The 22,990-nt window shown below is 50.6% G+C and carries 19 protein-coding genes and 1 pseudogene; 10 read left to right on the top strand and 10 right to left on the bottom strand.

The genetic code is table 11. The features are described from left to right. Positions 1 to 15 precede the first annotated feature (15 nt). The 3 genes from DHN43_RS16270 to DHN43_RS16260 form a co-directional block, all read right to left on the bottom strand. Entirely contained in the window at positions 16 to 1,254 is a 1,239-nt protein-coding gene (locus tag DHN43_RS16270; protein WP_108819304.1) for an ABC transporter substrate-binding protein, read from the bottom strand. A 13-nt stretch (positions 1,255 to 1,267) separates the two neighbouring features. Then, a complete protein-coding gene (locus DHN43_RS16265) occupies positions 1,268 to 2,422 on the bottom strand; it encodes an ABC transporter ATP-binding protein (RefSeq protein ID WP_108819303.1) in 1,155 nt (384 codons plus the stop codon). 87 nt (positions 2,423 to 2,509) lie between these two features. Beyond that, positions 2,510 to 4,480, bottom strand: coding sequence for a beta-galactosidase (locus DHN43_RS16260; protein WP_108819302.1), 1,971 nt, complete (start codon positions 4,478 to 4,480; stop codon positions 2,510 to 2,512). A 508-nt stretch (positions 4,481 to 4,988) separates the two neighbouring features. Here DHN43_RS16260 and DHN43_RS16255 point away from each other — a divergent pair. The 7 genes and pseudogenes from DHN43_RS16255 (at position 4,989) to DHN43_RS16230 (ending at position 13,414) form a co-directional block, all read left to right on the top strand. After that, the gene (locus tag DHN43_RS16255; RefSeq protein ID WP_208995455.1) at positions 4,989 to 6,662 is read left to right on the top strand and encodes a cytochrome D1 domain-containing protein; all 1,674 of its coding nucleotides are present in this window, start codon (positions 4,989 to 4,991) and stop codon (positions 6,660 to 6,662) included. A gap of 247 nt (positions 6,663 to 6,909) precedes the next feature. Further along, positions 6,910 to 7,401: pseudogene (locus tag DHN43_RS27435) on the top strand (NapC/NirT family cytochrome c); the annotation flags it as partial. Positions 7,402 to 7,440: 39 nt separating this feature from the next. Further along, positions 7,441 to 8,634 (top strand): ethylbenzene dehydrogenase-related protein, encoded by a 1,194-nt coding sequence (locus DHN43_RS27430; RefSeq protein WP_306418674.1) that lies wholly within the window; start codon positions 7,441 to 7,443, stop codon positions 8,632 to 8,634. A gap of 253 nt (positions 8,635 to 8,887) precedes the next feature. Next, positions 8,888 to 9,259 (top strand): cupredoxin domain-containing protein, encoded by a 372-nt coding sequence (locus tag DHN43_RS16245; protein WP_208995454.1) that lies wholly within the window; start codon positions 8,888 to 8,890, stop codon positions 9,257 to 9,259. A gap of 115 nt (positions 9,260 to 9,374) precedes the next feature. Next, positions 9,375 to 10,907 (top strand): nitrite reductase, encoded by a 1,533-nt coding sequence (locus DHN43_RS16240; protein ID WP_108819298.1) that lies wholly within the window; start codon positions 9,375 to 9,377, stop codon positions 10,905 to 10,907. A gap of 980 nt (positions 10,908 to 11,887) precedes the next feature. Further along, entirely contained in the window at positions 11,888 to 13,081 is a 1,194-nt protein-coding gene (locus tag DHN43_RS16235; protein WP_108819481.1) for an NnrS family protein, read from the top strand. Between the two features lie 15 nt (positions 13,082 to 13,096). Then, a complete protein-coding gene (locus DHN43_RS16230; protein ID WP_208995453.1) occupies positions 13,097 to 13,414 on the top strand; it encodes a hypothetical protein in 318 nt (105 codons plus the stop codon). 324 nt (positions 13,415 to 13,738) lie between these two features. On the opposite strand, the gene DHN43_RS16225 is transcribed toward DHN43_RS16230, so the two are convergent. Then, positions 13,739 to 14,338, bottom strand: a complete 600-nt coding sequence (locus DHN43_RS16225) for a TetR/AcrR family transcriptional regulator (RefSeq protein ID WP_108819297.1) — start codon at positions 14,336 to 14,338, stop codon at positions 13,739 to 13,741. A 103-nt stretch (positions 14,339 to 14,441) separates the two neighbouring features. Here DHN43_RS16225 and DHN43_RS16220 point away from each other — a divergent pair, with 103 nt between their 5' ends. Together DHN43_RS16220 and DHN43_RS16215 are read left to right on the top strand one after the other, a co-directional pair. Then, the gene (locus DHN43_RS16220) at positions 14,442 to 15,131 is read left to right on the top strand and encodes a PspA/IM30 family protein (RefSeq protein WP_159096892.1); all 690 of its coding nucleotides are present in this window, start codon (positions 14,442 to 14,444) and stop codon (positions 15,129 to 15,131) included. A 45-nt stretch (positions 15,132 to 15,176) separates the two neighbouring features. Further along, on the top strand, positions 15,177 to 15,473 hold the full coding sequence (locus DHN43_RS16215) for a YiaA/YiaB family inner membrane protein (RefSeq protein WP_108819295.1): 297 nt from the start codon (positions 15,177 to 15,179) through the stop codon (positions 15,471 to 15,473). 51 nt (positions 15,474 to 15,524) lie between these two features. Here the strand turns inward: DHN43_RS16215 and DHN43_RS16210 are convergent, their stop codons facing one another. The 5 genes from DHN43_RS16210 to DHN43_RS16190 are packed head-to-tail and all read right to left on the bottom strand — an operon-like array spanning position 15,525 to position 20,689. Then, positions 15,525 to 16,538: a hypothetical protein gene (locus DHN43_RS16210; protein WP_108819294.1), complete on the bottom strand. Its 1,014-nt coding sequence runs from the start codon at positions 16,536 to 16,538 to the stop codon at positions 15,525 to 15,527. Further along, positions 16,539 to 17,648 (bottom strand): GNAT family N-acetyltransferase, encoded by a 1,110-nt coding sequence (locus tag DHN43_RS16205; protein ID WP_108819293.1) that lies wholly within the window; start codon positions 17,646 to 17,648, stop codon positions 16,539 to 16,541. Beyond that, the gene (locus DHN43_RS16200; RefSeq protein WP_108819292.1) at positions 17,645 to 18,853 is read right to left on the bottom strand and encodes a hypothetical protein; all 1,209 of its coding nucleotides are present in this window, start codon (positions 18,851 to 18,853) and stop codon (positions 17,645 to 17,647) included. Before DHN43_RS16200 ends, DHN43_RS16205 begins: the two co-directional genes overlap by 4 nt. Position 18,854: 1 nt before the next feature. Continuing rightward, the gene (locus DHN43_RS16195) at positions 18,855 to 19,733 is read right to left on the bottom strand and encodes a ThiF family adenylyltransferase (protein ID WP_108819291.1); all 879 of its coding nucleotides are present in this window, start codon (positions 19,731 to 19,733) and stop codon (positions 18,855 to 18,857) included. After that, the gene (locus DHN43_RS16190; protein WP_199914824.1) at positions 19,730 to 20,689 is read right to left on the bottom strand and encodes a hypothetical protein; all 960 of its coding nucleotides are present in this window, start codon (positions 20,687 to 20,689) and stop codon (positions 19,730 to 19,732) included. The genes DHN43_RS16195 and DHN43_RS16190 overlap by 4 nt, the downstream gene beginning before the upstream one ends. 292 nt (positions 20,690 to 20,981) lie before the next feature. On the opposite strand from DHN43_RS16190, the gene DHN43_RS16185 reads away from it, so the two are divergent. Then, positions 20,982 to 22,340 (top strand): tyrosine-type recombinase/integrase, encoded by a 1,359-nt coding sequence (locus DHN43_RS16185; RefSeq protein ID WP_108819289.1) that lies wholly within the window; start codon positions 20,982 to 20,984, stop codon positions 22,338 to 22,340. On the opposite strand, the gene DHN43_RS16180 is transcribed toward DHN43_RS16185, so the two are convergent. Beyond that, positions 22,240 to 22,845, bottom strand: a complete 606-nt coding sequence (locus tag DHN43_RS16180) for a hypothetical protein (protein WP_108819288.1) — start codon at positions 22,843 to 22,845, stop codon at positions 22,240 to 22,242. The two genes, DHN43_RS16185 and DHN43_RS16180, sit on opposite strands and share 101 nt — an antisense overlap. Positions 22,846 to 22,990: the final 145 nt, after the last annotated feature.

The following is a 22,990-nucleotide window of genomic DNA, read 5'->3' as shown; positions in this document are numbered from 1 at the left end:
CTCCCCCAACAATTCTTATTTCAGGTGACGCTTAGAGCGCGCGACAGCACTGTCCAAGTGTTTCTTAGCGTTACCTTTTTCGATCATGGTCGCCTCAATCGCACGTTCAAGATTAGTCTGGATCTTGCTCCAGTTTTTGTGCTTGAGAAACGCGTTGGATTCCCGATCAGAAAGGGCCAGCATTTCAAAAAATGGCTTGTAGATCGGGTCAGCTGTAAGGTTCATCTCTTCAGCGACACTTGTGCGGATTGGTAAGTCGTTTTCACGCAACTTGACGGCCTCTGGGGAGGCGTAGAATTTAACAAATTCCCAAGCCAGCTCAGGATTTTTCGTCGCCTTCGCGACGGACATAGCAGAGGCGCCGATTGATGAATGAACAGGCTTGTCACCAAACGCAGGTAACATGGCAACACCATAGTTTATGCCTGCTTTGTCAATGCCCCCCTTGGACCACATCGCACTCTGGAACATGGCCAGTTTGCTACCTTTAAAGAGTGCAGAGCCAGAGGTGCTATCACCAATGCCGAGAACCGTTGCCTCTTCGTTTTTCGCCATTTCAGCAAACATGGTCAGCACTTCGACAGCTTCCGGACTGTTCATGTATCCATCAACTGAACTGCCATCTTCCGCAATAAAGCGCGTACCGTTGGACCAGAAGAACTGCTCATAGTCATATGGATCTGGCTTGGCTTCCACAGCAAAACCATAGGTCTTACTGCCCTCGTCGCGGAATTGCGCGGCTTTTTCACGCAGATCTGACCAAGTCCATCCTGTTTTTGGCTCGGCAACACCAGCAGCTTCAAACATATCTTTGTTGTAGAAGACGACATGAGTGGTGAAGCCCGCAGGAATGCCGTAGGCCTTGCCTTCTATCCGCGTGGTATTGATTAGGCCCGCAGGAATATCCTCAAGATCCATGCTCTCAGCATCACGCGCCATCAACTCGTCAAGAGGCATCAGAGACTTGTAGTATTTAGGGTAGTTCCACATGTACATAACATCAGGTGGGTTTCCGGCCCCGAATGCTGCAATGAGCTTCTTGTCATAACCATCACCGTAGGATTCTACCTGCACTTTTACGCCGGGATTTGCAGCTTCAAAACGCTTTGAGATTTCCTGTAGAATAGCGAGGTTCTCGCTGCTGTTCCATGTTGCAAAGCGGAGCACCTCTTCTGCGAATGCAGCACTGGCTCCTCCCAAAGCCATTGAGGTAACTGCTGTCACCATCGCTAATTGTTTCAGACGCTTTTTCATTCCTCTCCTCCTTCTATGCAATGCAAAGTGCTGCAGTCTCCTGACGTTCAATCAATGAACGCGTTTCCCCATCCAACTTGCGTGGATAGGCCTCCCCCTCAGGACTAAAAAGATGGCAGTGCTCTGCTGGAAAATTGAGATGGACCCTGTCGCCCATATTGACCGGATGCGTTCCTCTGGTGACGGCCGTGAGCCCCTGACCAGAGTCCAAACGAACATGAACCTGGCTTTCTGTTCCCAATCGTTCGACCAGTTCCACGTTGCCGCTCATATGAGACTCGGCTTCCTCAACCAGCCCCACATTTTCTGGGCGAATACCAAAAGTGTGAGGCTGTTCGGGGACTTGTTGCACGGGAGCACTTAACTGAAACGAAATAGAGCCAGAAATGCTTTCTGATGTGAGTGCGATACTCATCTCATTGATAGCATTGGCGTTTACTTTCATCATGTTCATCTTGGGTGAACCGATGAAACCGGCAACAAACAGGTTTTGCGGAGCATAAAACAACTCAAGCGGTGTACCGAACTGTGCCACCACTCCTTTGTTCAGAACAACGACACGACTAGAAAGCGTCATTGCTTCTACCTGATCATGCGTGACGTAAATCATAGTCACACCCAGACGGCGGTGAAGACTGGCAAGTTCCACCCGCATGCTCACTCTAAGACCTGCATCCAGATTGGACAGAGGCTCATCCAAGAGGAATAATTTAGGATCACGGACAATGGCACGCCCAATAGCCACGCGCTGACGCTGTCCACCCGAAAGCTGTCTTGGGCGGCGTTTCAAAAGGTCGGAAATTTGCAGAATTCGTGCGGCAGTCTGTACTCGTTCTTCAATCTCCACTTTAGGGACACCATTTAAGGAAAGACCGAAAGACAGGTTCTTGTAGACGTTCATGTGCGGATAGAGCGCGTAGTTCTGAAACACCATCGCAATATCCCGCTTTGCAGGCGGCAACTGCGTTATGTTACGCTCTCCCAACCTGACAGAGCCACCAGACACCTCTTCAAGCCCTGCAATGGAACGCAGGAGCGTCGTCTTTCCGCATCCAGACGGACCAAGGAAGCTGACGAACTCTCCATCCCGGATACTCAGATCGATCCCGGTGAGCACTTCTGTCTTGCCGAAGCTTTTGTAAAGCTGCTTGATATCTACGCCTGCCATGGATCTCCCCCCGAAGCTGAGCAAGGCCACTCAAAATATAAACGTTTAATTTTATATGTAAAGCTACTTATGTTTTGATCACCTTACTCACTCAATCGGACTGTCTGACCAGATTACAACTCCAAAGGCCGATATGTGCTCTGCCCCTACATAGATCACCGCCGCTTCCGGCAGATTCAGATACTTGGTTTCATTGGTGAAGTTGAACGCAAACTTAAGCTGTCCGCGACACGTAATACGGAGACCTTCTTGTAGGCCTGCATGCAACTCAACGTCCGCCCATTTCACAAGATAAGCTGCTATTCTTTCCTGCAAAGCATCGTCAACGTGTGCCGCTGCATAGATGCATTTCTGATTACCAACCAATGCCGGATGCCCATCGCGATAATCGGACCTGAAGTGCCCTAAGACCTCCTCAGAGGCCTTAATGCTCTCCCGCCAGTTGGTAACATTTCCATGCTCCCCCTCGAAAACAAACTGATCTTGATTGTAACGAGGCAAAGACTCCACCCGCACAACATCAAGGTTGATGAGCTCTTTGAGGCTGCCTGGTGGCAAAGGCTCCGAAACATGCATGTGTTCAGTTTTACTGCCAGAGCGCGGCCCCAGAAAGACCTTGGCGGCTGCCTCATTTAATCGCGAAGTAAATTTCGGATTATCTATGATCATATCCGGGAGGATGATCAGCTTGTAATCACTGAGATCGGAGTGCGGGCCAATGATATCGACATCCGCGCCCATCCTGGAGAGTGTTGCGTACCAATCCATCGCAACTTTCGCGCTGGAGTAGTCAGCTCCCTGAGGTAAGGTACGAGCTGCCCATCGAGATGGATAATCAAGGACAAGCGCAACCTGTGTTTTTTGCTTTTCACCGGCTTCGGGCAGCAGTTTGCACTCGTTCGCCACTTGAGCCACTTCACTAAAAGCCTGATCGGGCTCATTGTTCGGCAAGAGAAGACCTGTATGAAACTGCTCTTGCGCGAATTTTGATTGGCGCCAACGGAAGTAACAGACAACATCAATGCCGTGCGCATAAGCCAGCCACGTCCAAAGGCGGATCATGCCATCCTGAGGAGATTGGTTATGCTTCGCCCAGTTCACAGGTCCGGGTTGCTGCTCCATCACCCAGGCTTTACCTTTGCCAACATGGCGATACAGATCATGATTAAACGCAGGTTGATCTGGCAAACCAACCCGCAGAAGCTTTGCTTTCTCAGCATCTTCCTTCGGCGAGTAGACAAGTGCACCCATGGGGTAGCTGTCCCAAGAGGCAAAGTCGATATCCGCACCAACGGCATAATGATCATAGTCCGCATTGTGGCCCATAAAGTTATGCGTGATTGGCGAGCTTCCAACAAATTTCCGAAGGGTATCTACTTGAGCCCGATTGAACTTAACGACCTGATCAGAGGAAAAGCGATAGTAATCCAACAAATGAGTTGGGCTTGGCTCCTCCACCAGATTGTTCGGCAGCTCAATCTGAGAGAATGCGGAGTATTTCATACCCCAGAAGCATGTTCCCCATGCCTCGTTTAGCTGCTCGATTGAGCTATAACGGTGTTCTAACCACTCGCCAAAGGCCCGCTTTGCTGCAGGCGAATAACTATGAATTGTGTCGTGATCCCCGTACTCATTGTCAATCTGCCAGGCTTTGACATACGGATTCTGACCATATCTTTGAGCAAATGCTTCCGCAATTTTTGTCGCATACTCAAGATAAATTGGGTTTGAAAAGCAGTAGTGGCGCCTCGCTCCAAATTTTCGTGTTACTCCGTTTTCATCGACGGGAAGAATTTCTGGATGCTTATCGATGAGCCATTTGGGAGGAGCTGCGGTTGGTGTACACATAACAACATCCAGCCCTGCTTGACCGAGCACGTTGACAGCTCTGTCCAACCAAGCCCAATCGAACTTCCCCTCCTCCGGTTCAACCAAAGCCCACGAAAACTCAGCAATACGTACCCATTTCAACCCAAGCTCAACCATCTGATACGCATCATCAGCCCAAATGGCTTCTGGCCATTGCTCAGGATAATAACAGGTCCCCAACTCCAACATTCAAAACGCCTCAATACAACGACTATCTCTCAAAAAGTGACGCTCAAAGAATCACTCACACCAGAGATATATCAGAGAGCGCTGCAAAATATAAACGTTTAATTCGATCGAAGTTGAAAACTATGTGCGAGTCTGTGGGCCTGTTTTTGGAAGTACGCAAAACTGGAGTCTCAAAAGCAAGAATCAGCTGAACGATCGTTCGTCATTCTCCTTGACTGCCACACACGACAGCTGCTCATAAAATTAAAGTCAATTACTTCAATACGTTATCTGTTTTAATGCCGAGTTCCAGCTCAAGGCTGTTTCAACGCATGGTTATTGTCCACTGAATGAAAAGCCCGGTTGAGACGTTCTGTCGCAAGTTTGGCTAAATGGGGAGTTTTCGGCGGTTTTTTGAGGCGTGATGTTTCAGGGCGGGGTTCTAAGTTTTCTTGCTTAACATTAGTCAAGGAGGACAGCGGCCGTTCAATTCACTGTGACCTCGTCTCACCAGCATTGGAGATTGAGAATGTTACAAAATAAGAGACGTGGGTCAGGGTACGCTTTAGCGGCCGGCTTCGCGATGTTGCTTGGTAGTGCAGCTGCACCTGCATTTGCTGAAGGTCCAACACTGAGCGAAGAAGCCTTTGAACGTTCTAAGCAGCTTTATTTTGAGCAGTGCGCAGGCTGTCACGGCGTTTTGCGCAAGGGCGCGACAGGTAAAAACCTTGAGCCGCATTGGAAGAAAAAAGGCAAAGACGGCACCGTCACTGAAGGTGGTACCCTTCAGCTAGGTCAGGAACGCCTTGAGAAGATCATCGCCTGGGGCACAGAAGGCGGCATGAACAACTTCTCGGAAATCCTGAGCGAGCAAGAAATCAAAGACATGGCGACCTACATTATGTTGGATCCGCCAAAGCCACCTGAGATGTCACTTGCTCAGATGAAGGAAACCCGCAAGGTTTACGTCGAAGAAAAAGATTACCCAACCAAGCCTATGCATGGCCGCAACTGGGAAAACTTCTTCGTTGTTATCGAGCGTGATGCAGGTAAAGTTGCAGTCATCGACGGCGACACCAAAGAAGTTCTGGTTCATATTCCTACCGGTTATGCAGTGCACGTGATCAAAGCATCCGAGCACCACAAACTGGCAGAGCCTGAGAATCCAGGTCGTTTCTGGTACACCATGGGCCGTGATGGCAAGATGACGAAAATCGACCTCTGGCAGACACCAGACAAGATGCTCGTTTCTGAAGTTACCGTTGCTTATGATGCACGTGACGTTGCCGTATCCGGCGATGGCAAATACATCATTGGTGGTGCTTACTGGCCTCCACACTTCGTGATTTCTGACGCAGTGACCATGGAACCGCTTAAGGTTGTTTCAACCCGCGGCGTGAACGTGGACGGAGATTATGTAGAAGAAAGCCGCGTTGCTGCTATCTACACAACTCCAAATGAGCCTACATGGCTGGTTGCTGTTAAAGAACTTGGCCAGATGTGGCAGGTTGATTACTCCGATATCGACAACCTTCGTATCGACAAAATCGACTCCGCTAAGTTCCTGCATGACGGCTTCTTCGATCCAACAGGCCGTTACTTCCAGATCGCTGCTAACGCATCGAACAAAATGGTTGTTGTCGACACCAAAGAGCGCAAGCTCGAAGCTATGATCGACGTTGCTGCTCTTCCACACCCAGGTCCGGGTGCTAACTGGAACGATCCTAAGTGTGGTCCGGTTGCAGGTACAACCCACCTCGGCGTTGGTACTGTTTCTGTTTGGTCAAACGACCCAGCAGGACGTCCGGATGAAGCTTGGAAGAAGTGTTACGAAGTTGAAACTGACGGCCCAGGCCTGTTCATCCGTACACATCCAAAATCCAAGTACGTATGGGCTGACCAGACCAAACACCCAGATCCAGAAGTACAGCAGGCTGTACAGGTGATCTCGAAAGAAACCGGTGAGATTGTGAAAACAATCCAGGTTACTGAAACAGAAGGCAATGCTGCTGTTCACTTCGAGTTCAACGCAGATGGTACTGAAGTTTGGGTATCCAACTGGAATATGGGCGACTCTCTTGCTCCAAACGGTGAAATCGTTGTTTACGACGCAGACACCCTTGAAGAGAAAACCCGGATTAAGGGCCTTTACGCTCCAACCGGTAAGTTCAACGTTCATATCCGTTCGAACCACGTTACCTAATGTGATCTAACGATCCTTTTGAGGGGCGGGCACCACGCCCGCCCTTCTTTTTTATCAGCGGTATCGAGACTGCAACGGCTGGACACCAGTCGGAGATGGCGGATTTGCTCCCCGTATCTTGAAAGCCGACCGCACACGACCCGGCAAGGATGGGTCGACAGAAAATCCAAAACGGAGCCTGGAAATGACCCAGTCCAACGATACGGAAAAGAAAAAGCCGATCTGGCGCAGGTATTTCCTATGGGGAATGCCGGTAGGTGGCCTCTTGGCGGCCTTTGTCGTCGGCATTATCTTCTGGGGTGGTTTCAACACCGCCATGGAAGCGACAAACACAAAAGAATTCTGCGTCTCGTGCCACGAGATGAATGACTTCGTCTATCAGGAATACCAGGGCACGATCCACGACGTAAACCGGTCAGGTGTTGGTGCAGTTTGCTCAGACTGTCACGTACCTAAAGACTGGACACATAAGATCATCCGCAAGATCAAGGCATCCAAAGAAGTTTGGGGCAAGCTGGTCGGCACGATCAATACACGTGAGAAATTCGAGAACAAACGTCTGCATCTGGCTAAAAACGAATGGTCACGGATGAAGTCCTCTGACTCTCGTGAATGCCGCAACTGTCATGATTTTGAATCCATGATGCCGGAATTCCAGAAGCCACGCGCTCGTCAGCAGCACCTGAATGCGATGAAGACAGGACAGACCTGTATTGATTGCCACAAGGGTATTGCGCACACCAACGTTCGTGATCGTGCCTCTGACGAATATCTGGAAATGATCGAAGCACCAAACCAGAACTTCGTTCGCGAAATTCCAAAAGAATACATGGAAAGCCTCGCTCGCATTGAGGCCAAAGAAGCTGCTGAAGCTGAGGCTGCAAGCACTGCGAAGAAAGCGCAGCAGGAAGCTACACAGGCTCAGATTGCTGCAGCTGTTGACGCGGCCGTTGCTGAAGAACGTGCAAAAGCTGCCGGTGACGCACCTGCTGCTGATGCAGGCGACACTGTTGGTGCCAACATCGACTGGAGCGGAGTGGACAGCGTAGACATGACTTTGTTCTACCCTGGTCAGGCTTCCTTCGAGTTTGTGCAGAACGGTAAGCAGCACGGTGGTGCTCGTCCGCTGACAAAAGGTGGTGACCAGTGCACAACCTGTCATGCGAAAGAGCTGAACAACATTGGCAACAAGATCGTCAAAGGCACTGACAACACCGAGCCGACCCCTATTCCTGGGAAGCGTGGTGTGATCAACGCAACGATGCAGGCTGCTCATGATGATGAGAATGTCTACTTCCGCCTGCAGTGGCCAGATGCTCCTCATGCACCTGCACCATTTGTTGACGGTGGCAAGATGGACCCTGAAAACCAGATCAAGGTTGCCATGATGATCTCCGGCACCGGTATCAAGATGGGTGAACAGGTTGGTTGCTGGGCAACATGCCATGCAGACAACACTTACATGCCGTTTGATCCGGGCCCTGAAGCAATCGCTGCTTCCGGTGATGTTGCTGAGATGCTGAAGGCGAAAGAGTCCATCCAGAAGTACCTGAGTGAGACCCGGACAAAGGTCGAGATCAAAGGGCGTCGTGGTAAGGCTCAAGGTGGTTGGAACAAGCTGAAATCTGCTGAAGAGATCGACCAGCTGCTGGCTGACGGCACCTTCATGGATCTGATGCGCGTCTATGCTGACGGTTCCGCAACCAATGGCTACCTGCTTGAGCGTCGCGTCCAAAACGACGGTGATATCACTGCTTCTGCCAAGCTTTCTGCTGGCATGTGGACTGTGGTCTTCTCCCGTCCGTTGGCAAGCGACAAGCCAGGTGATGTGCTGCTTGAAGCTGGCAAGACCTACACAGTTGGCTTTGCTATCCATGATGACTTCTCAGCTGCACGTTTCCACCACGTGACGTTGAACACCAGTCTGGCACTGGATGACGAAACTGCCCAAATCAATGTGGTAGGACGCTAAGAAAACACAAAGGGTGGCCGAGCAATTGGCCACCTTTTTTTCTGGAGGTTGGATCCTCCTTTATTCTTTTGCTTTTGCGTATCTTTATCCGAAAACCGGTTTCCACTTTTCAGAGATATGCAGAACTTGCTCTAAGTTTTTCCGAGCGTATCCTTGTCAATAATAGTAACTGATTTTTGGATATGCATTTGCAAGGGGGCGCTTTATGTACTCAAGATTTCTTCACTGTTCCGCACTTCTTCTGGGTCTTTTTATGGTAGCACCTGCCGTTGCGGCGGATGACAAAGCTGCTGCACTGTGTGCAAAAGCAGAAGCTCGTTATGTCGATATGTTTGGATATCCGGCAGCTGAGGCGGATGGCGTTACAATCGTGAAGATGTACAAGTATCGGTTCTGCCCTGAGAAACTTTCTGTCCCTGTTGGCACCACCGTTCGCTGGGTGAATGTTGATAAGCGGACAAGCCACACCGTTCATTTGAATGAGGCGGGTGAGAAAGAGTCCGATCGATTGTTTCCTGAAGAGATCTTCGAGTTCACATTCCTGAGCGCGGGATCGCAGCAATATCTGTGTGGACCGCATTGGGAAACGCAGAAGATGATAGGCATGGTGACCGTCACCCCTTAAAGCAGTTCGCATTTAAGGTGAAACGCATGAACTGCTTTGCCTTTGTTTTGCGTGGCTTTGAACCAGCAGTGCGACTGCGCTTCAGAGGTACTTTCCCCTAATTCGAGTTTATTCAATGATCAGGCTCCTTGTTGCTCTTGGTTCGGCTGTTCTTTCAGCATCTGCTTGCCTTGCCGACCCTGTCGCTCTTTACCAAAGGCATTGTGTAGAGTGCCACGGTGAGAACCGTTTGGGCCTGATCGGTCCGGCTCTGCTTCCCGAAACTTTGGGAAGTATGCGCGGCACGGCGTTGCAAGACACAATCAAACGTGGGCGAAATGCAACTGAGATGCCATCCTTTCAGGATATGCTGAGCGACCAGGAGATTGATGCACTCAGCGCTTTTCTCAAGACGCCATTGAAGCCTGCACCGACATGGTCGATTGAGCAGATTTCCGCGAGCCTGATTGCCAACGATGATTACAAAGCGACTGTGAAGCCTGTCTGGTCTGCCGACCCGATGAACCTGACATTGGTCGTGGAGACGCTCGACCATTCTGTCAGCCTGGTGGATGGCGACAGCTTCGAGGTTTTGACGCGTTTCAAGATTCCATTCGGGACACGCGGGCAGCCCAAGTTCTCCCCTGATGGGCGCTACGTCTACATCATGTCCCGCGATGGCTGGATCCTGAAGTATGACCTTTACGCGTTACAGGAGGTGAGCCGTATTCGTGCCGGGCTGAACAGCCGGAATATTGCTTTGAGCCACGATGGCAAGTGGATTGCCGTGGCGAATTATCTGCCCAACACCTTTGTCATTCTCTCCGCTGATGATTTGAGCCCGCAGAAACTAGAGCATGTTCAAGGCAAGGACGGCACACCAAGCCGTGTCTCCGCTGTTTACCTCGCCGCCAAACGCAAGAGCTTTGTGTTGGCGCTGAAGGATGCGCCCTCCATTTGGGAAGTGTTTTATGGCCCTAATCCGCCGCATTACGGATTTGCCCATGACTGGCGTGTTGAGGGGCCTGCGCCTAACAAAGACCCGTTCCCTTTGCGCAAGATCACGGTCAAAAGTTTGGTTGAAGATTTCTATCTCGACCCAAGCGATGAATACGTGATGGGTGCTTCCCCCAGTGGCATTGGTGGACAGGTGGTTGATTTGGTTATCGGACACAAGATTGCTGATCTGGACTTGGCAGGCCTGCCACATCTGGGTTCAGGTTCTACCTGGAAGATGGGTGAGCGGACCGTCATGGCCACCCCGCATCTGAGAGAACCGCTGGTTTCCATTGTAGACATGAAGTCATGGGAGACCATCAAACAGATTGAGATGCTCGGCTCCGGCTTCTTCACCCGGACGCACGAGAACTCACCCTATGTCTGGGTAGATGTTTTCTTTGGTCCAGACAAAGACGCGATCCAGGTGATAGACAAGCAGAGCCTTGAGATTGTAAAGACCCTGCGCCCTCAAAAAGGCTCCCGTGCGGCCCATGTGGAGTTCACAGATGATGGCAAATACGCCCTGGTTTCGGTTTGGGAAGAGGATGGGGCTGTCATTGTTTATGATGCACAAACGCTGGAAGAAGTGCGGCGCCTGCCCATGAGAAAGCCTCGCGGCAAGTACAACATAGGCAACAGGATTGCAGGTGTTGGAACACCTGAAAACTAGACTGGTTTTAAGGGTAAACTTATCCCCCTCGTGTTTTCCTCCCATACTCTGAACCTATGCCTACGTAACGGGCTGCTGGCGGAGCGACCGTCAGTTTGTCGTAGGTTGGGTTGGGCTGTTGGAAGACGTAACGCACCTTTCAGTGGTCCGGTGAACCGAACTTCAAACGTGACCGCATGGTTTGAGGGGAAGGGCCCAGGACTATAGGGTATCACGCGGTGACGGATGCAGACGTACCGGCAGTAAAACCTGCTTTTGCAGATGTGTTTGTCAAAGACGGAGGAACTGTTTGGGCATGGAAACGTGTCTGGATAAGCCACTTTCTTTCCGGGAAACCGGCTATCGTGCCTTATAGGCAAAAGAGGCGACGTAGTTCATTATAAGAAAGCCCGGGCAAGGCGTGTAGCCAATGCTGAAGAAACATTTTTAAACAAGTAGCGCAGGTATTGCCTACCGCCTTGCTCATCCCGACTTCCGGGAATTCTGGTTCAACACTGCATGGGATGCCATGTGGTGGTTTCAGTGCTTGTATGGCCATAAGCCAGCTAAGAGATATCCTGGACGAGCTGGCGTATCGAGACACTCTCCTCTCATTAGAGCATGTTGCGTTCATATGCATTCACGCACCAAGCTCTAACTCTTTAATTTCGCGCGTATTCTTATCCAAAAACCGGAACCACTTTTCGGGAACACGCTCTAGACCAGGCATATTCTCACCCGAAAACCGGACCCGCTTTTCGAGAGCATGCTATAAATGCAGAATGCACTTAATAATAGTCAAGGACATGGTGAGTTAGATTGATGAAGCTGACTGTAAAAGCTAGAGCACGTTGCGTTCATTTTCATTTACGCATCGCGCTCTAGCATCTTTGGTGGAGCGAATTCTTGTCGTCTGATTGAATGCAATCAAACGGAACGCGCTCTAACGCATCGATCACTGAATGTGCACGCGCGCATCAATAAAGCCAAAAGAGCGCCTCATGTCGACCACTATGGAACAAGTCAGATCCTGGCAAGGCCCTGTACTATTCAGTTATGGGTTCAGGCCGTTCTTCCTCGCCAGCGCAGTCTGGGCAATCGTGCTTATGCTGCTCTGGATACCACTCGTTTCCGGGCACATCGAGCTGCCGATTGCGTTTGATCCTGTCTCGTGGCACGCTCATGAGTTCCTTTTCGGCTATCTAAGTGCCGTTGTTGCAGGGTTCTTGCTGACCGCTATTCCCAACTGGACCGGGCGTATGCCTATTGTGGGCAGGCCACTCATAGTCCTGTTCAGCCTTTGGGTGATTGGCCGTGCCGCGATCCTGTTCGGCGCTTATCTTCCTGCAGGCGTTGTTGCCGCGCTTGATGTTGCAATGCCATTGGTGCTGGCCATTGCGTGTCTGCGTGAAATTATGGCAGGCAAAAACTGGCGTAATCTGATCGTGCTGGGTTTGCTGGGCGTGCTCATTGCATCCAATCTGTTGTTCCATTGGGAAGCCTGGAGCGATGGGTACGCAGCGCAGGGCTATGGTATGCGTCTGGGTATCTCCACCATGGTTCTGATGGTTGGCCTGATCGGTGGCCGGATTATTCCCTCCTTCACCCGTAACTGGCTGGTGAAGCAAGGCAGCAAGAACTTGCCAGCGAGCCCAATGCAGGTGTTCGACAAGATCTCACTGCTTGCCCTCCTGATCGCACTGCTTGTCTGGACTGCGCTGCAAGATCATTGGCTGGCAGGTGTGGTACTTCTCGTTGCCGGAGCGCTGCACTTTGCACGTCTGGTTCGCTGGAAAGGGCAGTATACTTTCAAAGAACCTCTGGTTCTGGTGCTGCATACAAGCTATCTGTTTATGCCGCTGGGTCTGCTTGCACTTGGCTTTGCCATCCTACTGCCAGACCTGCTGGACATCACCGGAGCCCAACACCTGCTTATGGCTGGTGTTTTGGGTATGATGACCTTGGCCGTCATGACCCGCGCAACCCTCGGCCATACTGGTCAGGAGCTAAAAGCAAGCCGCGGTGCCACCTTCCTCTACTGCGCAATGGCCACATCAGTCCTCCTCCGCTTCTCCGCAGGCCTATTCCCAGACCTCGCAACAAGGCTTTACGATGTGTCAGCGCTAGCATGGATCCTGGCATTCGTGGTCTACGTGGTAACCTTCGGACCACTGCTGGCATGGGGGAAGAAGTGAGGGGGAGTTGCCCCTGTGCTTGAAGATGTTAAACTCCGACCTTTCTTACCTATCAAACTAAGTCACGGCAGATGTAGTAAACTCGGGACACTTCTTCCAGACCGTGCGCCAAACAAAGCAGAGTGGCAACGCTTAAGCCAGCAATTCAAAGTTCATCTGAATGAGCGCATTGCACGCATGGAGAACCTGAGAGCGCAGCTGGAAGGCTGTATGGGGTGCGGCTGCCTGTCTCTGGACAAATGCGAGCTCTACAACGCCGGCGACGCCGCCTCCAGCTACGGCCGCGGCCCCCGCTTCATCTATAGCGACAAGTCATTTAAAGCTGAGGGCTAGGGTGCGGTAATCGGAGTTGTCGTGCTTCAAAATTTAGACAACAAAAAACCCGTCATCGAATTGATAACGGGTTTTAATCTTTGGTTGCGGGGGTAGGATTTGAACCTACGACCTTCAGGTTATGAGCCTCTAATTTAGTAAAATCTACTATTTAATAATATCAATAGGTTAGATAGCAAGTTTCTGAAACAGCTTAGCAACTCTTGCGACTTTCAACGACGCCGAACAATATAAAACGATGTCATGTACAGCTCAAAATGAATACAGCGGTTGACGTGGTGTTGACGTAGGTATTTGGGTATCTTCCAATTCACGATCCAGACTCTATCTTGTCATGCCCTTAATAATTATCTGCGTCAGATTCACAATCTGGAGTTTGAGGGCCTCTTTCTCAACGGCAATGAACCGGCCCTGCACGCTAAGCAGAACATTCCCATGGATTGCCGCAAATAAAGTCTTAGCCTGCGTGGCAAGTTCCTCCGGGGGCAAGTCAGAACGCAATACTCCAAGGGGCTCAGCAATGTTCTTGAAGAGCACCAGATGCTCCTGTAAATGCCATTCTGGAACTGGTATGCCTTCCTTCATTTTATGGTCGAACAAAGCTTCCCAGAGATTTCTGTTCTCGTAGGCGAATTCCATATAGGCAACTGCGGCGGTGACAAGTACATCAGCAGGAGTGTCCTTTGCTTGAACGCTTTGCGTTATCCGCTCGCCAAGCTCTTGTAATGTTTGTGAGTTTACCTGAATAATCAAGTCGTCCAGATCATCGAATGCAGTATAAAGAGAGCCGAGTGCACAACCAGCTTCTGCGGTAATATCGCGCGCACGAATATTGGCCAGGCCATGCTGAACCACGTGCTGGCGCGTGATTGAAAGCAGCTTCTCTCTCATGGCTGCTTTCTTGGCTTCCCGCTTTCCTATCATGCCAACCTCTCACTTTTTGAACAGCGTTCATTTTTTACTTGAACAACGTTCATTTTCGTGTATTTTCAAATCATGAACAATGTTCATATTACGGAGAGGCGAAATGTTCAAGCAAGTTATGACATTAATCCGTGGCTCAGCTAACAAGCGCAGTGAAGACTTTATGGACCAGCACGCGCTTTTGCTTTTGCGCCAGCAGATTAAAGAGGCGGTAACGGAAGTTGAGACCATGCGTAAAGCGCTGGCACTGGCGATGGCACAGGCGAATACGGAAAGCAAACGCCATCAAGGCCTCGCCAGTAAGATTGGCGGTCTGGAAGAACGGGTGGTAACGGCTCTTGAAAAGGGCAAGGATACACTGGCTCAGGAAGGTGCAGAAAGCATCGCCATTCTGGAGGATGAGAAGAAGCAGTCTCATGATCTGCTTGGTGAATTTGATCAGCAGATCAAGGACCTGCGCAAGCAATTACATGCTGCCGAGGCTCAGCTTCGCACCCTTCAGCAAGGCCAGCGCATTGCACAGGTTAAAGACAGCGCACAAAAGCTGCATCACAAGCTGCCAGAGGGCGATACATCCAGTCTGGTTGATGCAACTGCCACGCTGAAACGCCTGCAAGAGCGGCAATCCCATGTAGACCACACACTAAAAGCGATGAAGGACCTGGAAGAAAAAGGTAGCCCGGAATATGTCACCGAGAAACTTGCGGCTGCGGGATGTGGCGTTGCTTTGAAAACCTCAGGTCAGGATGTATTGGAGCGCCTGCGCGCCAGAACCAAGCAGACAGATATTTAATCTGTCCCGCCTTTATTTACTTTAACACTATTCAGGAAAATAATCATGAACGAGAATTTCAATCAACATACTCCAATGTGGATCAATTTTTCTTACTTCAGCTTTGCAGTCGCCTTGGGCATGACAGCTGCGGGTATCATCTTTTCTGAGATTGATATCTGGGTCAAAGCCTACCTTGCTATGGGTTTGGTGATGCTGCTGCAGACCACAGTTAATCTGACCAAAACACTGCGTGACAATGCTGAAGCCAAGCGGCTTATCCGCAAAGTAGAAGATGCGAAGACTGAAAAGCTGTTGCTCGATATCAATCGCCCGGATGGCGGCAGCGCTATCGCAGAATAAGCATTCACTTAGCAGAGTAAGACAGGGGCAATCTGCAAAGAGGCTCCTATCTTACTCGCTCTCCCATATGAGGTGCTCTGCCGGAATGCGAGCCCGAACCTGTGGTTGCTCAAAGACCTTGCCTAATCGCATTGCATTGATGAACTGGTGATCCTCAGGAATGCCAAAGTGTTTGCAGCAGGTTTGATTGGTGGCCTCATCATCCGCAAGCGCTGCCATGGGCCAACCCGTAAAGCCCAACTCGGTTATCTTCAACCAGAACCGATAAAACGCACGCCCTGAGACTATGCGGTTTTCTTCTCTCGGCCGGTGAAAAAGAGCAATGGCGCTGACGCTAGTAGTTTTCTTGTCTTCGCTCACAATGCCTGAAGCAAGCCCAAGGCGACGCAGAAACGGGAAGACAGAAGGGCTTAGCACCAGCCCAGCGCCAATCCCCTCAAACACGCTCATATGCAGGGCTTCAAGGTTCATTCCATCCAGCGCATACCGAGAATGACGCTTCTGCAAACGCATCCAGCTGACCAGCTCGGCACGATACCGCGGCTCACTCATGAAGCGCAGGCTGGCCTTATCATTCAGAACTGAAAGCATAGCAATTGCGCTCGGGTCCGTGGTTACAGTTGCGTCTGATACCCTGTGGTCCCAGCTTTGCAAGGCGTCCAACTCAGTGGGTTGTGAGGGTTGAAACGCACTACGCCATGTGTAGCGCTGCGCCATAAAAGGATATAATGAGTCACGCCCGCCCTGCACTATTTTGATTGTCGCCACCACAGGAGCTAGGTCACCACGTTCTGCGGAGAGATTGGCCATATTCTCAACGCATCCAGCTAAGCCGATTGCAGAAAGCGCTATCAACATACCTTCAATGGCGCAGCCGCAAGACAGCGCAACATCCTGATTATGCGGGTCAGCCGCAGGGAGTGCACGCGTGAGATCAGCGATGACTTCAATGCGACCTCCGGGAGCACGCCGCCAGCGGGCGGGCTGCACGTTATGAACGGAAGGTGCGAGGTTTGCTTGTAGAACCAGCTCCTTGAACTGATCTGCGGTGAGAATATGTTCCATCTAAATCAGCTCTTTCTGAAACAGGTGCAGACCGTGAAGTGGCTGCCCACCAGCTTTTTCCACCTGTCGCAAACTGGCATGATTGCTTTCTGAGATCCATGTGCCGCCGGCACGCTCATACCCTGCCCGTTTCATTTGCGTCATGACATGCGCCAGCATCATCGGGTTTACGCCCATGCTTTGAAAACGGGGAAGGACGCCCTGCAAGATAACGATAGCGCGCTTACGCTTCATCCGATGCATGAGAAAATGCCACGGTGTAGACCAGCCAAATCGCGACTTTGTATCTTTTAGGAACGGATTAAGGTCAGGAATAGCAATCACAACACCTGCAAGCGCGCCCTTGTAATGCAGCAAGCAGGAAATTCTTGGATCAATAATCCACTTCATCTCTTTGGCCTGAAACTGAAACTCTTCTGCTGTTACCGGCACGAACATCGGGTTATCGGCAAAGCTCTCATTTAGTATCTGCCGCGCCTCTTCCAGCCGCTCTGTCAGATGGCGACGTGTTATCGGGACAAACTGAAAACCTTGCTCCAATAACGCCTGCTGCTTTTCGGCACTTCCCATTTGGGCCTCCTCAATGGCAGTGAGGTCGAGCTCAAACGTACTCATGGGAAAGGTGCGATTATATCCGTTTTCCTCAAGCAAATCTGGGAGATAAGAGGGACCGCAGATCATGTCAGTGTAAGGAGCGTTACCAAAACCTTGTGTTTGCACGCCAATCTGCTGCATGGCTGTCAGATTAAAGTTGCCACAAATACGCTTTAAGCCCCTGCCGCGGGCCCAATTTTCTGCTCTGAAAAGCAACTGATCTGCGATATCGCTGTCATTGACCGTATCGAAAAAGCCGAAATAGGCCAAATCAGGATCGTGCAGAGCGTGCGAGGCACGGTGGATATGCGCTGTAATCCGGCCTATGGGCTGCCCATCTTTAATCGCTGTGAAAAACGTGAAATCATTCTCGCTTTCGAACAGCGGGTTTTGGTCTACTGACAGAAAGCGATGGATATCGCTCTTCATAGGTGAGACGTAGGGATTGCAAGCGGCATACGCATTAAAGGGAACTTCGTAAAACGAGCGCAGATTACGCTCAACAATCTCTATCATTTCACATTTTCACTTTGAGAAATCAGGTAGGCCGTTCGCTGGAACACCTCAAACTCCAACTCTCCACCCGAAGAATTGGTAATCTGAGGCAGGCTTAGAGCAAGCAACCGCAATGGGTTCTCTCCAACCAGCAGGATATGGGTGGCGTCGTACTTCTTGAAGAGCCAGTCCATCTGTTCTTTGGCCCGCTCTGACAGCTCGGCATCAGTTGTGTTATCCGGCCTGCGTAAGACTGGGCTATTGCTAAACAGCTCCCGTAGAAAATCCAGATCGAAGTCACCAAGGTCTGACGGCTGCAATACCAAGGCATTTCCCAATAGAGAATTGTCCTGCTTGAAACGCAAAAAGCTGTCCAGGCTCGCGATCGAACCTCCAACCACATGATGCAATAACCCATGGTTTCGCTTATTTGTCCACGACCAGTATGCTTCCAGCAACAGGGTAAAGAGCATCAGGAAGGCAAGTAGCATGCTTGCCACTTGCATCTGTGTTCTTGCATCAAGTGGAAGCACCTGACCGAGACACCAAGTGACGCCGAACGTTATTGCTAAAGTCACCCCGAAGGTGATCACTGCATCACAACGGATGAACTGTGACCGTCTTAAATTCATGACCAACCAACAGCTGAAAAGCACAGCGATGCCCGCAAGCCTTGCAGGAAACAGCGAACTTAGCTGGGGGAAGTCCGTTATCAGCAAAGGAAGGATAAGAACCAAAGCCAAAGCAAAGCGCGAGATGGTCTTGTTTTCTTCTGCCGTTAAAGAAGCTTTGTCACGCGTTACAATGAGATAAGCAGCAAGGCCAAACGCATAAGCCTGAAACGTGAACAGTGCAATAGTGGACACAGGCCCAACAAATGTCTGCGAAAAAACTGAGAGAATGAGCAATAGGGCAGTCCCTGAAGCTGTCACCCATTTGCTCCAGAGAGGTGCGTGTCGCCGCAACAGAGCTTCTGTAAGTAGCAAGATACTTAATGGAATAAGGCTCGCCAAAATCAGTGTTGCAACTTTGAAAAAAGCACTCCCCGTATACCAGTCGATTGTACGCACAAGCATGAGTCCGGCAACCAGATAGAGCACAAACAAAAAACGGCTCACAAGATAGTCCTGGGCACCACGCGGTTTCAATACGATGATCACCACAAATGCCCCGAAAAAGGCAGAGATCGATATCACGCTGTCGACGAGAAGGTTGGCCGGAGGCATGTTAGGTCCCCTGCATCTTTGTTAGGAAACGGCGGACTAAAGGCCTAAGGAATATGGTTTGCCAAATGGGTTTTGGATGCTCAACACGTGCCCTGTAAGGATTGAAAAAATAACCTCTGCAACCCGTTGAACTGACCTGTCCCAAAAGCACAGCGAAGACCTCGTAGCTCATCAGCATGCCAGTGGTAATAACCATAGGAGCAAACGACATGCGGCTGCGTTTGCCGGAAGCAACTTCGCCAGCCATTTTCACATCAACATAGTTGCGGGAAGAAGAGTGCAAAACAATATGCTCTGCCTCTCGCAGAAAAGACAGGGTTCGCTGCTCATCAGTCAAGTCATTCCAGTCAGTCCCAATGGTTGGATAGTCCAACCGCTCTTCCGGCATCGGGTCTTTGGGTGCTGTGACATAAACAGAAGGCAGCGGGGACGCATAAGCATCAATCACGGTTTTGCCGTGGTTGCGAGCACTTCGATAAAGTAGGAGCGAGCCGCCGAGATCATCACAACCATTAACAGCCACATCACAACTGTGCATGATACTATCGATATGCTCTGGCCAATCTTCGCGATGGATATCGACCCTGACCTGTGGATTGATCTTCAGACAGGCTTCTTTGGTTGCCTCGGCCTTGTGCTGGTCAATGGTATCCAGCGTTGCAAACAGCTGCCTGTTCAGGTTGGAAACTTCAAAACCATCCAGATCAGCAATGATAAGCCTGCCAACCCCGGCCCGAACCAGCGACATGATGCAGGCCCCGCCCATACCTCCTGTACCGCAAACAAAAACGGTTGCATTAGCTAATTTCTCTTGCTGATCAGGGGTAAGGAAACCGATGTTTCGACCTGTGAATTCATCATAGGAAAAGGGTAAACTCATCTCTCAAAAGGCCTTAATGTCTTCCAGCTACGCGCAGTATCAAACCAGTGAAACACAGGCAAAAAAAGCCGTTGTAACAAGATAAAACCAACTGCCGTAAGCAGAGAGCGCAAAGACTTACGTGGAACCTGATGCCGGAGATAGCTCTGAGCTGCAGCCAGATCAATCTTGCCCAACTGCAGGACATCATCGCCGCGCTCATAGTCCAGTGTCGTCTGGCAGTAGACATTGAATATAGGATCACGATGAGGTGCAGCCTCTTCAAATCTCTTTTTGAGATTATCTGACCCACCTTTATAGGCGTCGGTAATCACAGACCGCATTTCATCAAAGCCTGCTTCATTATCAACACCAAAAGCATAGCGATAGTGTTTCATGACTGCCCTGCCCAGTAAAAGATGCTTCAGGCTTTGACGGGTCTTTCGTGCAGGATTTGGATAGACCTTTGAAAACGTTGTAGACACCATACCAACAACGGCTGGTACCTGTGTGACATTTGAAACCCATAGGGGACGGAACTGGTTTCGCAAAAATAGAAGAAAGCAAGTTAGCCCATAAAGCACCCATGATAGTCCGTGGCTGCGCTCGTCGGGGTCGACCATAACCAATCCAAGATGCAGGACCTCATGCTTCTCAGCTCCTAAATCGCAGGGCATTAGCCTTAAGGCGTTAAAGGCAATGGGCCGATGGTCTTCTATTCGGTAGACAACCGTTATGACCAAATGTTCAAAAACACTCAAGTCTGCAGAGAAGACACCATAATTAAGGTCTTTAGCAGCCAACGTCTTGGCTGCGATCGAGCGAAGATCATTCCGCAACAACCCAAGCTCTGCGGAGGTCATCCATAAACCAGGTCGTTCGACAATACGCGTCCTTAGCTTCGGTGAGTTACTTATCTCAAGGTCAATGTGCTTTTGTGCCAGCAATCGAAGCCATTTTAGACGCAATTTGATCACCTGAAATACAACTAAAATTACATATTCCTATCTACTAGTTAACTTTGTGAAAACAGAAATTTAAACAAAGTACCTGTTTGCCAAAGCATGCATGATTTAACGCTACTTCGATTGTTCTTTTCATTAGCACTTTTTCCTTCCAACACCTATTAACACCCATGAACGCCTATACGCCTAGAGGCAGCTGCCTTTACGCTTCCCCGCGAGTACATGTGCTGTACCAGGAGACTTCGATCTTGCAAGAGCTGGCACACTACGCATTACTTGGATGTTATGTGAGGGGGAGTGAATTGTGCCTAGTCGTCAACGCCTTACAGAAAAGATAGCACGCGCTGCAAAACCCACCGTGCGCCAATATCAATTGTTTGACACTGAGGTCCTGGGTTTTGCGCTGGTAATCTATAAATCTGGTTCCAAAGCGTTCAATCTTTCCTACCGTGTCAATGGCCGCCAGCGCCGTTACACCATTGGCATGTGGCCCGCTTGGAGCGTGGTAGCAGCCCGCGAACGCGCCAAAACTATCCGCCGTGAGATTGAGATGGAGTGCGACCCGCTGGGCAACCGCGAAGCAGAACGTGTTGTGCCCCGCATAAGCGATTTGGTTGAGCGCTACATCGACGAGCATCTGCCCAAGCTTGCCGCCCGTAACCGCTCTGACCAGATTTCCATGCTGACCAAACTGGTACTGCCGCAGTGGCGCAATCGGTTGGTGCGCGAGATTTCTCCAGCAGACGTCAACAGGCTCTTGCGTGAGATGGCTGCTGGACGCCATCGTCCTGCCAAGAAACTACTGCGCAGATCTGCCCCTTGCCCGACACCAATCCGCGCCAATCGGCTTGGTGAGATCCTGCGCAAGATGTTTAATCTGTCAGTTCAATGGAAGATGCGCTCTGATAACCCCGCTCAAGGATTTCACAAACGCCCTGAAAATGCCCGTGAGCGGTTTCTGTCCTTTGACGAGATCAACCGTCTCTCAGAAGCGCTAGAAAACAGTGAAGACAAGCGCGGAGCAGATGTAATCCGCCTGTGCTTGCTAACTGGCGCCCGCCTTGGAGAAGTTCGCCATGCTCGCTTTGAACACTTCAATCTTGAACTGCTCACGTGGTTTAAGCGGGCCACAACTACCAAACAGAAGCGCACCCATCGCCTGCCTATTTCCGCAGAAGTGGCTGACCTAGTGAGACGGCGGTTAACAACTGTACCAGAGGACTGCCCCTGGCTGTTTCCGGGAGATGGGACTGGCAAGCCCGTTCATGAAATGCGTCGGTATTGGCAGGGCATCTTAAAGCAAACAGAGATCAGCGATGTGCGCATTCATGACCTACGCCATACGTTTGCATCTCTGCTCGTCTCTGGTGGTGCCTCACTGGAAGTAATCGGCAGGCTCTTGGGTCACACCCAAATGGGCACAACCCAGCGCTACGCCCATCTGATGGAATCTCCATTACGTGAAAGCGTTAATGCGGTGGCCGAATACGTAAGACAAAAACCATCCCAACAGGCACAGCAGGTTACCACCAGCCCTCGCACAAACATACCAGCACCTCCCTCTAATTCTCCTGCTCCTTCTTCAGTGCCTCCCAAATGGGGCGAATACGGCGGCGGATGGTACTCATATCAGGTGCCTCTCCCGTTGGAGACGCCTCAATAAACCAGGCCTGCACTTCATTTGCGAGGTCCTGCATGGATTTGAGAACGCCTTCAGCAAAGATATGCGCGCAAAGCGGCGCCCATATTCCTTCCCAATCATACTTCGGCTCACGTCCCCCCTTGCTAGCACGCTGGGCAAGGCCGTATTTCTCTTCAAAGCGATAAAGATCAATCGCCGGAATCCAGAGCTCATCGGGCTGGACCCTCAAGCCTTGTTTTGGCTTGGTCACATAAAGCAGCTCAGTACAATCCTGATGAAACGGGATCACACGCTGGACCAAACAACAACGGGAGCGCTTTCCTGTCGTGCTCAGCATCTTGAACAGGTCTGATCCAAACAGCTCCACCATGCCAAAAACGCGCCGATCACCGCAAGCGATATGCGGCGTACTGGTGACAATGCGAAACCGGCCAACTTCTGCCCAACCTGCAAGGGTGCCTAATGGAGTTCCCCATCGCGCGCCGGCTTCAATTAAAGTGAAATACTCTTTTGATGGCAGTGTCATTGGTTTCCCTCCCCTCTCGCAACCCAGACATCATGAAGAAGAAAAGTTGAGGCGCGAGGCAAATCACCTGCGTCTAATATCTGCTGTTTGAGTACTGCCTTGTGGCATCCAGCTTCTATTGGGCCTCATCAAAGAACACATCACC

Origin of the sequence: Pseudovibrio sp. Alg231-02 (assembly GCF_900143565.1) — a bacterium.
In the GTDB taxonomy this organism is placed as follows: Bacteria; Pseudomonadota; Alphaproteobacteria; order Rhizobiales; family Stappiaceae; genus Pseudovibrio.
Note: the sequence above shows the minus strand (reverse complement) of the source record. Positions and strands in the feature narration are given on the sequence as shown.